The sequence below is a fragment of the Maribacter sp. genome (genome assembly GCF_039974175.1).
Taxonomy (GTDB): Bacteria; Bacteroidota; Bacteroidia; order Flavobacteriales; family Flavobacteriaceae; genus Maribacter_C.
In genome coordinates, this window is the sequence record NZ_JBDWJN010000010.1 from 168810 (window position 1) to 182946 (window position 14137).

The 14137-nt window shown below is 38.7% G+C and carries 11 protein-coding genes; 8 read left to right on the forward strand and 3 right to left on the reverse strand.

Annotated elements, in window-relative coordinates; translation table 11 throughout:
- Nucleotides 1-306: 306 nt before the first annotated feature.
- The 8 genes from ABJN95_RS09840 to ABJN95_RS09875 all read left to right on the forward strand — a co-directional run bounded on the left by ABJN95_RS09840 (nt 307) and on the right by ABJN95_RS09875 (nt 9923).
- Nucleotides 307-1269, forward strand: a complete 963-nt coding sequence (locus ABJN95_RS09840) for an MlaD family protein (RefSeq protein ID WP_348370222.1) — start codon at nt 307-309, stop codon at nt 1267-1269.
- 3 nt (nt 1270-1272) lie between these two features.
- Entirely contained in the window at nt 1273-2583 is a 1311-nt protein-coding gene (locus ABJN95_RS09845; protein WP_348370223.1) for a (Fe-S)-binding protein, read from the forward strand.
- A gap of 15 nt (nt 2584-2598) precedes the next feature.
- Complete coding sequence (locus tag ABJN95_RS09850) at nt 2599-3393, forward strand: (Fe-S)-binding protein (protein WP_348370224.1); 795 nt, start codon at nt 2599-2601, stop codon at nt 3391-3393.
- Nucleotides 3394-3408: 15 nt separating this feature from the next.
- Entirely contained in the window at nt 3409-3891 is a 483-nt protein-coding gene (locus tag ABJN95_RS09855) for an ABC transporter ATPase (RefSeq protein ID WP_348370225.1), read from the forward strand.
- 132 nt (nt 3892-4023) lie between these two features.
- Nucleotides 4024-6936: a glycoside hydrolase family 3 N-terminal domain-containing protein gene (locus ABJN95_RS09860; protein ID WP_348370226.1), complete on the forward strand. Its 2913-nt coding sequence runs from the start codon at nt 4024-4026 to the stop codon at nt 6934-6936.
- 74 nt (nt 6937-7010) lie between these two features.
- Nucleotides 7011-8156 (forward strand): N-acetyl-alpha-D-glucosaminyl L-malate synthase BshA, encoded by a 1146-nt coding sequence (gene bshA, locus ABJN95_RS09865; protein WP_348370227.1) that lies wholly within the window; start codon nt 7011-7013, stop codon nt 8154-8156.
- Nucleotides 8157-8624: a hypothetical protein gene (locus tag ABJN95_RS09870; protein ID WP_348370228.1), complete on the forward strand. Its 468-nt coding sequence runs from the start codon at nt 8157-8159 to the stop codon at nt 8622-8624.
- A 120-nt stretch (nt 8625-8744) separates the two neighbouring features.
- Nucleotides 8745-9923 (forward strand): OmpA family protein, encoded by a 1179-nt coding sequence (locus tag ABJN95_RS09875; protein WP_348370229.1) that lies wholly within the window; start codon nt 8745-8747, stop codon nt 9921-9923.
- Between the two features lie 34 nt (nt 9924-9957).
- Here the strand turns inward: ABJN95_RS09875 and ABJN95_RS09880 are convergent, their stop codons facing one another.
- The 3 genes from ABJN95_RS09880 to ABJN95_RS09890 all read right to left on the reverse strand — a co-directional run bounded on the left by ABJN95_RS09880 (nt 9958) and on the right by ABJN95_RS09890 (nt 14029).
- Nucleotides 9958-12009 carry an HAD family hydrolase gene (locus ABJN95_RS09880; protein WP_348370230.1) on the reverse strand — a complete coding sequence of 684 codons (2052 nt, stop codon included), beginning with the start codon at nt 12007-12009 and terminating at the stop codon, nt 9958-9960.
- Between the two features lie 363 nt (nt 12010-12372).
- Nucleotides 12373-13053, reverse strand: a complete 681-nt coding sequence (locus tag ABJN95_RS09885) for a PIG-L deacetylase family protein (RefSeq protein ID WP_348370231.1) — start codon at nt 13051-13053, stop codon at nt 12373-12375.
- Nucleotides 13046-14029, reverse strand: coding sequence for a formyltransferase family protein (locus ABJN95_RS09890; protein WP_348370232.1), 984 nt, complete (start codon nt 14027-14029; stop codon nt 13046-13048). The genes ABJN95_RS09885 and ABJN95_RS09890 overlap by 8 nt, the downstream gene beginning before the upstream one ends.
- Nucleotides 14030-14137 lie beyond the last annotated feature (108 nt).

Genomic DNA, 14137 nt, shown 5'->3' on the forward strand with positions numbered 1-14137 from the left:
GGGTGCAGTTGATGGCAGGTTCTAAGAATTTACCTTTAGACCCAAGTAGATTCAATGGGCTCAATAAGCTTTCAAAAGAACCCTACAAAGACTTGTATCGATATATGTACGGTAGCACCAGTTCTTATAAAGATGCCAAGCTTCTAAAGAAAAATGCAGACCAAAAAGGGTATCCGACGAGCTATATTGTTGCCTATAAAGATGGTGTTCGCATTCCTACACCAGAGGCTATTAAAATGGTTTCAGAATAATAACCGTGTCCGAATATTTATTTCTAATTTTGTTTAGAATCCTAAAACCATCCTTTTGAAATTATCCCGGGAAATTAAAACAGGACTTATCGTTGTAATGGGCATATTATGTGTCATCTTTGGTTACAGCTTTCTAAAATCAACTTCAATTTTTGACAACAACCTCACGCTCAATGCTGTTTATGCCGATGTGGGAGGTTTGCAGCCAGGTACTGCTGTTTCAATTAATGGCAAAAATGTGGGCACGGTAAACAGTGTAAAATTCAAAGATACTTCCGGAAACTTATTAGTGACTTTTTCCGTAAACAGAGACTTGATGTTTACAAAAAACAGTAAGGTCGAATTGTATGACACCGGATTGATTGGAGGAAAAGGATTACGAATAAATCCGGTTTTTGAAGGCGATCCGGTTGTGAATGGCGACTTTTTGGAAACTATGACAAAAGCCAGTTTAAGCGAGGTGGCGGACAAAAAACTATCTCCAATTTTGGAAAAATTTGAATCCGCCTTGACGGATGCTGATTCTGTAATGTTAAATGTAAATGCGGTTTTAGACACCCGGGCTAAAAGAGACTTACGACAGGCCATAGCTGATTTAAGTGCTTTAATGACCGATTTAAAAGGAGCCGGAGGCACCTTAAATAGATTGTTAAAGAACAACGAAAGTAAACTAGACAAATCGCTAACTAATTTTGAAGAACTAACTTCGAATTTCGCAAAGCTTTCCGATTCTCTAAATAGTGCTGGCTTAGGACGTACTTTAGCGAGTCTTGAGGGCACTGTGGCTAATTTGAATACCTTGATGGCCCGAATAGAACAGGGCGACGGAACACTTGGCAAATTGGTAAAAGACGAGGAGTTGTATACCAATCTAAACAACGCTTCACGCGAACTTGACCTGTTACTCCAAGATTTTAGATTGAATCCGAAGCGTTATGTTAATGTCTCCGTTTTTGGTAAAAAGCAGAAGGATTATGCGGTTCCTGAAGAGGATCCTGCGGAAAAAACAGAAAATTAATATATGGAGTACCTTCCTAATATCTTATTTGCAATAATACTTGTCGCTGGCCTTGGTTTCTTTGCAAAAAATGTTGGTCGACTTCGAAGAAACATTAATCTTGGAAAGGATGTGGATGTTTCTGACAATACGCCACAACGGTGGAGGAATATGGCCAAAATTGCGCTAGGGCAGACCAAAATGGTAGTGCGGCCTATTGCGGGTTTATTGCACATCGTTGTTTATCTAGGGTTTATTATCATTAACATGGAAGTACTTGAGATTATAATCGATGGACTCCTTGGAACGCACCGAATTGGATTACAAGTCTTGAGTGAATCAGTATATGGGGTTTTAATTGGTTCCTTTGAAATTTTGGCGGTATTAGTATTAATCGCAGTATTCATTTTTTGGTTACGTAGAAATGTTATTAAACTAAAGCGTTTTCTAAGTAAAGAAATGACCGGATGGCCAAAGAACGATGGAAATATTATTCTGTATTTTGAGGTTGTGCTAATGTGTTTATTTCTTGTAATGAACGCCACAGATAGCGGCTTTCAAGATTTGGGTTCCGGTAATATTGTAAGCCAATTTATTGCTCCTTGGTTTAGTGGCCTATCTGATAATAGCCTTCTTTTGGTTGAAAGAAGTACTTGGTGGTTACACATTGTCGGGATTTTAATATTTCTGAACTACCTGTATTATTCAAAACATCTGCACATTTTGTTAGCGTTCCCAAATACGTTCTATGGAAAGCTTATTCCACAGGGGCAGTTCAAAAATAATGCTGCAGTTACCCAAGAAGTAAAACTGATGATGGATCCTTCAGCCGACCCGTATGCAGCTCCAGCTGAAGATACACCGGAGCCGGAAAAATTCGGAGCATCTGATGTTACTGACCTAAATTGGGTACAATTGTTAAATGCTTATACCTGTACGGAATGTGGCCGTTGTACTAGCGAGTGCCCAGCCAATCAAACCGGAAAAAAACTTTCCCCAAGAAAAATCATGATGGATACACGTGATCGCTTGGAAGAGGTAGGAAAGAACATTGATGCGAATAAAGGAGATTTTGTAGACGACGGTAAGCAACTTTTGGGAGATTATATATCTCATGAAGAGTTATGGGCGTGTACATCATGTAACGCCTGCGTACAAGCATGTCCTGTAAGTATCGATCCACTATCTATTATTATAGACATGCGTCAGTATTTGGTAATGGAACAATCTGCTGCCCCAGCGGATTTGAACAATATGATGGGCAATATTGAAAATAATGGAGCCCCCTGGCCCTTTAATCAGATGGATCGTCTGAATTGGGTGGAAGAATCATAAGATAATAACAAGTATATGGAGAGTGAGACATTGAAAGTTCCAACTATGGCTGAGCTATTTGCAGCAGGCCAGCAACCAGAGGTTTTGTTTTGGGTAGGTTGTGCGGGTAGTTTTGATGATAGGGCAAAAAAAATCACAAAGGCGTTTGTAAAGATTTTAAACAAGGCTAATGTTTCTTTTGCAGTTTTAGGCACTGAGGAAAGTTGTTCAGGAGATCCGGCCAAGCGAGCAGGGAACGAGTTTTTATTCCAAATGCAGGCTGTGACCAATATTGAGGTGATGAATGCTTATGAAATAAAAAAGGTAGTTACAGCCTGTCCGCATTGCTTTAATACCTTGAAAAATGAATATCCTGGTTTGGGCGGAAACTACGAAGTCGTGCATCATACGCAATTTTTGAAGCAATTGCTCTCTGATGGAAGAATTACCATGGAAGGTGGTCAATACAAAGGCAAACGTATCACTTTTCATGATCCATGTTATTTAGGAAGGGCAAATGGCGTATATGAGGCTCCTAGAGAACTGATTCAGAAATTGGATGCGGAACTGGTCGAAATGAAAAGTTGTAAATCAAGAGGACTATGTTGCGGAGCTGGTGGGGCACAAATGTTTAAAGAACCTGAGCAAGGAGACAAGGACATCAACATTGAAAGAACCGAACAGGCACTTGAAACGCAACCTGAAATTATTGCTGCGGGCTGCCCGTTTTGCAATACGATGATGACCGACGGGGTAAAGAACAAGGAAAAGGAATCTTCTGTAGCTGTGATGGATATTGCAGAACTTATCGCCAAAGCTGAAGATTTGTAAATAATACAATAGGAAATGTTAGTAGAATTTGAATCCCTTCCCGATACTTCGAGGGTATGGATATATCAGGCAAGTCGCAGTTTTAGTTCAGAAGAATTGGCTGAACTTAAAGAAGAGCTTGACGCTTTTATTACCGAATGGACAGCCCACGGTCAAGATTTGAAGGCCGGTATCGAAATTCGATATAATCGTTTTATTATTTTAGGCCTTGATCAGTCACACACTTCGGCCTCTGGTTGTAGTATTGACGCATCGGTTCATTTTATTCAGCAGTTGGAAAAGAAATACCAAGTTGAATTGTTAGATAAAATGAATGTGTCTTACAAACAAGGTGAGTTTGTTGCCTATAAACCTCTCTTGGATTTCAAAAAAATGGCCAAACAAAAAGCGGTTTCTGCCAAAACGATCGTATTCAACAATTTAGTTGCCACAAAGGGTGAATACCTTGAAAATTGGGAAGTTCCTGCTTCTGAAAGTTGGCATAGCCGTTTTATGTAGCAATTCATTGTGGTACGGGTTTTGAAAGTAGCTTTGTATCATTGTGATCATACCGTAGACGAAGTGTATGATTAGTTCGATGAAATGCAATAATTAGTAGTGTTTTCAGTTATTTTGATAGACCGATCGAATATGCGTATTTTAAGAGTTCTCCCCTTGTTTTTACTGACAGTTGTCTGTGCAAATGCCCAGCGCAATCCGTTGGTGGTTCGCGATAGTATTGCTCAGCAGCGATGGGTAGATTCCAAATACAATGCAATGTCTTTGGAAGAAAGGCTAGGTCAACTTTTTATGGTTAGTGTCGCTTCCGATCAAAACAAAGCCGCGACCGATAAGATTGCTGCACTTATTACATCAGAACATATCGGCGGAGTCATATTTTCTACCGGAGGTCCGGTACGGCAAGCCAAATTGACTAACGCCTATCAAAAGGCATCAAAAGTGCCATTATTGATTGGTATGGATGCCGAATGGGGACTTTCCATGCGATTAGATTCTACCTATGCTTTTCCGTACAATATGACTTTGGGAGCTATTTCCGATAACAGCATTGTGGAGAAAGTAGGAAAACAAATTGGTAAGCATGCCAAGCGATTGGGAGTGCATATTAATTTTGCTCCTGACGTCGATATCAATATTAATCCAAAGAATCCGATAATTGGAAGCCGATCTTTTGGTGAGGATCGTGAGAATGTTACCGAGAAAGGAGTGGCCTTTGTAAAAGGTCTGGAAAGTGCAGGGGTTCTATCAAGTGGTAAACACTTTCCAGGACATGGTGATACCGCCACAGACTCCCACAAAGCGTTGCCTATCATTGATTTTTCAAAAGCACGATTAGACAGTATTGAATTGTATCCGTACAAAAAATTAATTGATGCGGGTGTCAGCAGTGTTATGATAGCACACTTAGAAGTACCTGCCTTAGAACTTAAAGACGGATTGCCGTCATCTCTTTCTGAACAGATTATTTCAGGAATTCTGAAAGAAAGAATGGGTTTTAAAGGATTGGTTTTTACCGATGCCCTGAATATGCGTGGTGTTGCTGACACCGGAAAAAACGGCGACGTTGAAGTAAAAGCCTTTTTAGCGGGAAATGATATGCTGTTGATGCCTACCGAGGTGGCCCAGGCCAAAGAAAAGTTAGCAAAAGCCTATAAAAAAGGTAAAATAACAGAGCAACGTTTGGCTAGCTCTGTAAAGAAAATATTAATGGCCAAGTATAAGGTCGGACTACATAAATACCGTCCAATACCGATAAAAAACCTCTATGAAGATTTAAATTCTCGTGCTGATGATTTGGTTTATGAGGAAGCTATTGAAAATGCAATTACCGTAGTTAAAAACGCCTATTATTTAATGGGCATAAAAAAGCTGGAAAATAAGAAAATCGCCTATGTGAAATTTGGCGATACCAACAGCGCACCGTTTTTAAGTGAACTCAATAAATATGCTTCGGTTACACAGGTTAATGGTAAGGACATTACTACTTTAAAGAAGAAGTTGGAGGATTATAATCTCGTTATAATCGGCCTGCATAAAAGTGATGAAAGTCCTTGGAAACCCTATAATTTAAGCCAGAAAGAGAAAATTTGGTTACAAGAAATTGCCGAGGCACGTAGTTCGAATGTAATTTTTTCGGTTTTTGCTAAACCCTATGCTTTGTTGGGCGTAAGCTCGTTTAAAAATATTGATGGAGTCGTGCTTGCCTATCAAAATAGCAAGCTCGCCCAAGAAAAGACTGCACAGCTAATTTTTGGTGCCATACCTGCCAAAGGCGTTTTGCCCGTATCCGCACATAGTGAGTTTGCAGTAAATTCAACTGTGCAGTTGAAGTCGCTCTCTCGTCTGGGATATAGTTTTCCCGAGCGTGTAGGTTTTGATGTCTCAAAGCTAGCTGAAGTTGATAAACTGGTTCAAGATGGCCTTGATTCCTTAATGTATCCGGGTGCACAGGTATTGATTGCTCGTAAGGGAAAGGTGATTTATAACAAGGGCTTTGGGAAACCCACGTATAAGTCACAAGAAAAAATCACTCCAAACCACATCTATGATTTGGCTTCGATATCCAAAATACTGGGTACTTTACCTATGGTGATGAAGATGGAGGAAGAAGGAAAACTAGGACTGAACAATACTTTTTCTGATTTGGTTCCAGAATATGCAGATACAGAATTAAAAAACGTAACGGTGCTTAAGGCCTTATCGCACTATGGTAGGCTACCAGCATGGATCGCCTTTTACGTTTCTACCCTAGACAAAAAACGAAAACCTTCCTCGGAATTTTATAGAAATAAGCCTTTGGATGGTTTTTCGATACGGGTTGCCGATAATCTTTATCTAACCGATGCCTATAAAGATTCTATTTACGATCGTATCGGAAGGCAAGACTTAAAGTCAAATAGATACCGCTATAGTGACGTGGCTTATTATGTAATGAAGAAGTACATAGAAGATACCAATAAGCGGGGTCTAGACAAATTAGTAGATGAGTTTTTGTACAAACCACTGGGTGCTAGTAGCACCAGCTACAATCCATTGGAAAAATTTCCAAAGCAGCGCATTGTACCTTCTGAGGAAGATAATTACTACCGCTATCAAACCGTACAAGGGTATGTTCACGATATGGGCGCTGCAATGCAAGGTGGGGTTGGGGGTCATGCAGGCCTCTTTAGCAATGCCAACGATGTGGCGAAAATTATGCAAATGTATTTGCAAAATGGTGTTTACGGTGGCGTTCGATTTCTTGACGGCAGAACTATTAAAAAATTTAATACCTGCTACTTTTGTAACAAAAAAGTGAGAAGAGGGGTTGGTTTTGATAAACCACAATTGCGTGATAAAGGACCTACTTGTGGCTGCGTTTCAAGAAAAAGCTTTGGGCATAGTGGTTTTACAGGTACGTATACTTGGGCTGACCCTGAAAAGGAAATTGTATATGTTTTTCTGTCAAATAGAACATACCCCTCGGCTACAAACACTTTGCTGGTAAAATCTGGATTGCGTACCAGAATTCAGAAAGCTATTTATGATGCCCTAACAGAATAGTTAACTCTCTTAAAATAAATGTAAATAAAGCGCTTTAAGGGCGACTTAAATCTTGTTTTCACTAAATTTGGGTAATGAAGATAGCTATCGTATGTTACCCCACTTGGGGTGGTAGTGGTGTAGTCGCCACTGAATTAGGAATTGCACTAGCCAATAGAGGACATGAAGTTCATTTTGTAACCTATCGACAACCAGTTCGTTTGGGGCTTTTGAATAACCGGATACATTTCCACGAAGTACATGTGCCCGAATATCCGTTGTTTAAGTATCAGCCTTATGAGTTGGCCTTGTCGAGCAAATTGGTAGATACCATTAAGTTACATGGTATTGAGTTGTTGCATGTTCACTATGCCATACCACATGCCTACGCAGGCTACATGGCCAAGCAAATGTTGGCAGAGGAAAATATTAATATTCCAATGATTACCACCTTACACGGCACTGACATTACTTTGGTAGGGAAACATCCTTTTTACAAGCCTGCAGTAACTTTCAGTATTAACAATTCTGATGTGGTTACCTCTGTTTCAGAAAATTTAAAATCACGAACTTTAGAATTGTTTGATATTAAGGCAGAAATTGAGGTAATCCCCAACTTTATCGATAGAACTAAGTATAGCAATTCGTTTACAGATTGCCAACGATCGCTGATGGCGGACGACCACGAAAGAATTTTAACCCATATCAGTAATTTCAGAAAGGTAAAGCGTATACCCGATGTAATTCATATTTTTCATAGAGTGCAGGAAAAGATTCCTGCAAAATTGGTTATGGTCGGTGAGGGGCCAGAAAAAGAAGGTGCTGAACGCCTATGCGATAAACTAGGCATTTCTGACAAAGTCATTTTTCTTGGGAACAGTAATGAAATTGATAGGATCTTATGTTTCACCGATCTGTTTCTACTGCCATCAGAAACCGAGAGTTTTGGTTTGGCAGCCTTGGAGGCAATGATTAACAAGGTACCCGTAATATCGAGTAATGCGGGGGGCATTCCTGAAGTTAATGAGCAAGGCCTAACCGGATTTCTAAGCGAGGTAGGCGATGTGGAAGAAATGTCACGGAATGCGCTTAAGATTTTAAGCGATGATGAAGTTTTGAATACTTTTAAAATGAATGCGGCAAAGTCTGCGGAAAAATTCGATATTCTCAATATCCTTCCGCTATACGAAGAGGTTTATGAAAAAGCGTACAAAAGTAGGTTCGATAAAAGCTACAGTTAAGTGAAAAATTATCTAATTGGCATAGTATTACTTTTGCTATCCTGTAATGGTCAAAAGAAGGTGGGTGTAAAAAACGCCGATAATCAATTGAGTTCAGACGCACCTTTGGTCTTGCTTTTACAAGATGAATACGGCAGCTTTGATGTGGAAGAAACTATGATAATTAGAGATATGAAAAGGTTGAAAAGTTTTTATTCTAAAATAAATAAGACTAGAAAACCCGGTCTTCCAGTACCCGATATTAATTTTTCTACCGAAATAGTAATTGTTCAATGCAGTGGAGAACAAAATCATAGTGGAATACCCATACTTAGTTTTAATAAAGAGACAAGTACCCAAGTTCTTTTAGATTATAAAATTAACAAGGTACCCGGTGATGTCACCACGGCCGTAGTACGCAATCCATTCTGTGTCTATAAGATGCCTTTGACCCAAAAGGAGATACTAGTTGAAAAAGGCATAAAATAGCTATAGAAAGCTATAATAACTACCTTCTATCGAGTTTTCAAACCGTTCAAAGTACTTTATTGGAGTTGAACAGGCGTGCGAATACCTTTGCTGTTGTAAATAATCCCAAATTTTACAACTATGAAAAATTTTGCCCTACTGCTTACGGTTTTGGCTTTTTTTACTTCCAACTCGAATTTCGGCCAAAGCGAGGATATTCAACTCACCAAAAAGGACAGTGTTGTTCAAAGTTCTTGGATTTTCGGTCTCGGATATAACTTCGTGGATGATTCTGGAGATGTATTTGATGATCTTTTGGCAATTGATACACAATGGAATGCCCTCCCTTACCCAAATAGACTTAGTATAGGAAGATATTTTAAGTCAGGTGTAGGAATTGAGGCCATTGGAACCTACAATAAGTACAAGGCAGGAAAAATTATCGATAAGGTTGTTAATGATAGCGATAAGACGTATTTAGCTATTGATGCACGCTTAAGCTATGATTTGAACAAATTGATAGGACAAACAGCTTGGTTTGATCCTTATGTGGGAGTAGGTTTAGGATATACTGACGCAAATAACGAGCCTAGAAGTACGTATAATGCCATAGTTGGCTTTAGAACTTGGTTCTCTGATCGGCTTGGACTTGATTTCAATACTTCGGGAAAATGGCGAACGGGCGATGTTGGTACCAACCACATACAACATGCCGCAGGAATAGTGTACCAGTTTGGGATTGAAAAAGGCCTTTCAAAGAAGGGCAGGGAAAAATTAGCGTTGTTAGAAGCTTTACAAAAGGAAAAACAGCGTGTAAACGATTCTATCAATGCCGCAAGAGAAGCAGCGGAAGCGTCAGCTCTGGCTGAACGCTTAGCTCAGGAAAAAGAAAAAGCAAGATTGGCGGCAATTGAACAAGCTGAGGTTGATGCAGAGAAAAGTCGTAGACAAAGATTAGAAGATGAAATAGATAGGTTAGGATACGTTTATTTTGATTTAAATTCTTCATACTTGACTAATGCATCGAAGACTGTCTTAACCAAGTTGGCTGATCTGCTAAAGGAGAATCCGAATCTAGAGCTCAGAGTGGTTTCCCATACAGATTCAAGAGGACGTTCAAATTACAATAAGTGGTTGTCACAGCGACGGGTAAATCGCACGGTAGATTTTCTAATGCAGTTGGGCATAGCGTCTAACCGTTTGGCTGCAGAGGCTTACGGTGAGGAGAAACTATTAAATGAATGTGATGATCACACCTATTGCCCTGAAGAAAAGCACCAATTAAATAGGCGTTCAGAATTCATAATTATGAAGTATTGATTAAGGTTGAACTGCGGTCAATACTATGTTTTTACTACGATCTTAAAAGCTTTTTTGGAAACCATGTTTTTTTAACCCAAAAGTTGAATTTCATGTAGAAATACGCCAAGTTTACTGGCCATGAACACCAATAAAGTCCTTTGGCATATAAAAAGGGTTTAACCTTAACCAAATATCGGAACACCTTTTCTGGAGATCGCAGGAATTTGTAGATTACTGAACGTTTTGAAACTAACAGCTGCTTTGGGCTGTAGTTCAATCCTACTTTGTTTTCTCCAACGTTTTGATAAAAGCCTTTCGAAATATTGTTGATGAATCGTATGCGTTTCTTATTCGTTAGTATTCCGGTTCTCAAAGCCATACCAGTCATGTATTCTTGAACTAGATCTTGAGAATAATTGACGGATCTCAAGCTCAAAAAAAGCTTTTCAAACTCGACATACATATAGTCTTGCACCTCCTTTATATAGTTCTCGAAAACATACTTTTCGCTTTCTTCATGAAACTCAATGGTTTCTGGCTGACCCTGTCGCAATTGGTAACCCAAAGTACTACCATGAGGGGCGCCCAAAAGTTGTTCGTACAGCTGACCATTTGCCTTTAAAATGTCATATGACACCCCATGACTAGGGTAAAGAGAGAAGTTCAATCCAAATCGTTTGGTGTCGGGCTCAATATTGTAGATAGCTTTTAAACCTATATAGTAACCCGTAACAGGCACCTCTTTTTTAAGAAACTTATGAATACATTCTTGCATAGTACCTCCCCAACCTACATCGACTAAAGCGATGCCATCTTGTTCAATATCAGTTCCAAATGACCCCAAATATTTCAGGAATGCTTCTTTTTGGCAAATTCTATTCTTTTCATACTGTTGAACGAAAATCTCATTTCTTCGCAAATCAGACATCATTTCGGAAGTAAACAAATTTGGATAGGTTTGATCAGCTGCTACCCCTAACTGCGAAATAAGCTGGTCTTTTACTTCTTCAGGAAAGAAAAACCATGTGAGCAACTGGTCAACCGACATCTGATTGTACATACCTCCAAGATTGGAGAAATCCTCTTCTTCAAGTGGCCTAAGCGCTATTTGCTGGGCAGATTGTCGTGAAGCTTTTAGATAATGAGTTTGTATTTTGTTTTTGGTGTTAAACTGATTTAACTCTTGATAAAAATCAAATAACTTTTTCAAATACAAACCTTCGCGTGCCAGAAAGAATAAATCTTTCACCCCATCCCTCCTCGCTTTTTTGTACAATCGCTCGGTAAAAAAATAAAAATGGATGATATATTCACTAAACGGGTATTTACTTTTTGCGCATCTTCGCTCAAGTACGGTACATACTGCTTCAAAACTATGCTCATCATTACCCATTAAATTTCTCTTGTTTCGAAAATGGTATTTTAAATTCTTAGTATGAATGCTTTGGATTTGGTGTTTCTCTGCGTTGATAATATCACTCCTTTTATTATCTCCCACCATTATGGTTTCAGTCGGAACCGAATTTGTGGTTTCTAGAACATATGGATATATAGAACCGCTCGCCTTGCTTTTGGCAAGATCGCATGATACGAAAACATCATCAAAGGTCGATGACATACCATGATGCTGTAGTATTTTTTGAATAATTTCCTTGGAAAGAAAAAAATCGGTGATCAAGTAAATACGATACCCCTTGCTTTTAAACATTTTAATGGTATCTACGATTGCCTCGTTTTTAAATTGTACCGAAACCTCTGAAACAAAATCGGCTTGCATGAATATTTTCCTAAAATAGTCAAAGGAAATGTTGGGTAAGGACTCTGAATTTACAAGACGGCTGTAGACTTCGTTTAAAAGATCTTCATAGGATACTTCCAATGTTCTGGTGTCATACTTCTCCGATAGATACGATAGGGCGTCAATGCGTATGGCAAAGAGTTCATCTGCAGTGATAAAAAGGCCTAGTTCGCGAATTAGAAACTTACCCCACAGTTTAATTGCATAATGAGGGTGAACTATTCTGTGAACTAAAGTGTCGAAAAAATCTATAAAAATTACCTTACATGAAGATTCATTAGCAATCTTTTGAAGTAAAGTTTTCAAAGGAGGGGGGTAATTATTTTACGTGCAAAGGTAGGCAAAAGGTTGTCAAACAAACAACGTAAACAAAATTGGTGAACGATTGTACATCCAAATAATTGCTTTCTCTCTTAACTTGTCAATAAAATCTTTTAGAATTGAGGGCTTATAGGTGTTCAAAACTTCGGGGCGTTTAAAAGTTAATACTATCGGTTTGGTCAAAACTATCGATGAATTACACTTTATATACGACCAAATGTACAATACAGATTATTGCTGCACAACTTTTTTCCATAAAAAAAATGGAAAATTGTTGATAACTCTGTTTTAAATTTGGCAATCTACACTTAAAAAGTAACGAAAAGTAGTTGCAATATTCACTTTAAATTAGCGGGTATATACCAAATGAAAGGGCTCAGCGAATTCTGTGCCGACCATATTTCCAAAGTATTTTGCTGAATTTCGAATGGCTTCGGTACTTCTTGGGTGAGGGTAGTCTCTTAGCTCAGTAGTATATTTTGTCATCGCACTTAACTTATCATCAATAGACTTAGAGATATCGACAAAAACGTTAGGATCAAAAGGTTTCTTCTTAAGTAGATTTCCCCATTCTGTCGAAGAGTTCACATAATAAGATAACAAGTGTTTTACTTTTTGTCCTGGAAAGGGCCTGCAAGCTACCATGGTACTTTCATAGAGCTCGTTATGATCTTTATTTATATCGGTGCGATCTTGAACAAAGATGGTATCGTACGCTCCAGCAGTAATTATCTTACCTAAGGCTATATTCTTATCGACATGGGCAATCGTATCTAATCGCATATCAGGAAAATCAGCACGTGGAAGAACAGTTGATCCAACGATGTCGTTGGCTTCTTTCGCTTCGTGAAATTTGTCTTCCAAAATTGCCTCATTGTTAAAGTATTGTGTACTGCTGCCATCTGTAAAAATCAAAACGTCGACTTGTTTGCCCATCTTAGACAAGAGCGACATTGTACCACCCACACCGAGAATCTCATCGTCAGGATGGGCAGCTATTACAAGTACTTTATTGAACAATTCAATCATTATTTTTTTGTGTTTTTAGTTTAAAAATCTCATCCTGAACGTTGTACCCTAGTTTATCTCCAATTTTAAAAAATTTGAGATCTACCGCACGGCCATCTACCTGCGTGGGTCGCTTTAACCAAAGCGTACCATTTGCAAATTGGACCAAAATCTTATTTTCACCCTTTTTCAAGATCTGTCTTTTTGTTCCCGAATATATTTTTTCAAGGTCAAAATCCACTTCCCAAATAATGATTTTTTGATCCTTATAATAAAAATATGCCCCGGGATAGGGTTCCGATACGGCCCTAATCAACTTCTCGACAGAACTGATATCTTGATCAAACTCGATTAAACCATCCTCTGGCGTTCTCTTTCCCCTGACCGTAACTCCAGTATTACCCTGATCTGAAAGGTGAATTGTTTCCCCATTTTCGATTAATTTATAAATTTCGTAAAACCCTAGTCCAAGTTCTTTGGCCACCATATCGTAAAGGTCTTTTACATAGGTGCCTTTGGGTATTTCAAACTCTCTTTGAAAAATCAGCTTACCCGTATCGACTCCTGTATCAATTTTAAAAAAACTTACAGCGGAATTATCCAGACCTTCTAGAACTGTCCAAGGAAGTGGAGCTCTACCCCGACCATGCGGTAATTTGGATGGGTGTGTTCCTACGACGAATTTCGAGAAGCTAGCAATAAACTCTTCTTTGAAAATTTGACTCCAACCCAATGTAAATAGGTAGTCGGGCTTTAACCTATTTATGGCTTCCACCGTTTCCTTAGAATTCACGTTTCTTGTATCGATAACGTTTATGCCGTTTTGTATACAAAAATCATGAAGGTCTATATAATCTGAAACACCTTCACTTAAAGAGCTTGGAAGCGTAATTAAAGTATGAATTTTGCATTTCTTCTCCACCAAAAATTTCAAGGATTCATAGGATTCTAAATTCGAACCGATGCAAAATATTTTAAAATCACCGTTTTGGGCCATTCTTTAGAATGTAGTTTAGTTGACTAGTGCTAGTACTTTAGATAGATATTTCTTCCTTATTTCAAAAATACAAAACGTTGTGTTAGCTACTTAATTGCAGTCAAGCTG

What these genes read in the sequence shown, in the direction of transcription:
- ABJN95_RS09875 (WP_348370229.1), top strand. Translation starts at nt 8,745, where the DNA reads ATGAAAAATTTTGCCCTACTGCTTACGGTTTTGGCTTTTTTTACTTCC.
- ABJN95_RS09850 (WP_348370224.1), top strand. Translation starts at nt 2,599, where the DNA reads ATGGAGAGTGAGACATTGAAAGTTCCAACTATGGCTGAGCTATTTGCA.
- ABJN95_RS09885 (WP_348370231.1), bottom strand. Translation starts at nt 13,053, where the DNA reads ATGATTGAATTGTTCAATAAAGTACTTGTAATAGCTGCCCATCCTGAC.
- bshA (WP_348370227.1), top strand. Translation starts at nt 7,011, where the DNA reads ATGAAGATAGCTATCGTATGTTACCCCACTTGGGGTGGTAGTGGTGTA.
- ABJN95_RS09860 (WP_348370226.1), top strand. Translation starts at nt 4,024, where the DNA reads ATGCGTATTTTAAGAGTTCTCCCCTTGTTTTTACTGACAGTTGTCTGT.
- ABJN95_RS09855 (WP_348370225.1), top strand. Translation starts at nt 3,409, where the DNA reads ATGTTAGTAGAATTTGAATCCCTTCCCGATACTTCGAGGGTATGGATA.
- ABJN95_RS09890 (WP_348370232.1), bottom strand. Translation starts at nt 14,029, where the DNA reads ATGGCCCAAAACGGTGATTTTAAAATATTTTGCATCGGTTCGAATTTA.
- ABJN95_RS09845 (WP_348370223.1), top strand. Translation starts at nt 1,273, where the DNA reads ATGGAGTACCTTCCTAATATCTTATTTGCAATAATACTTGTCGCTGGC.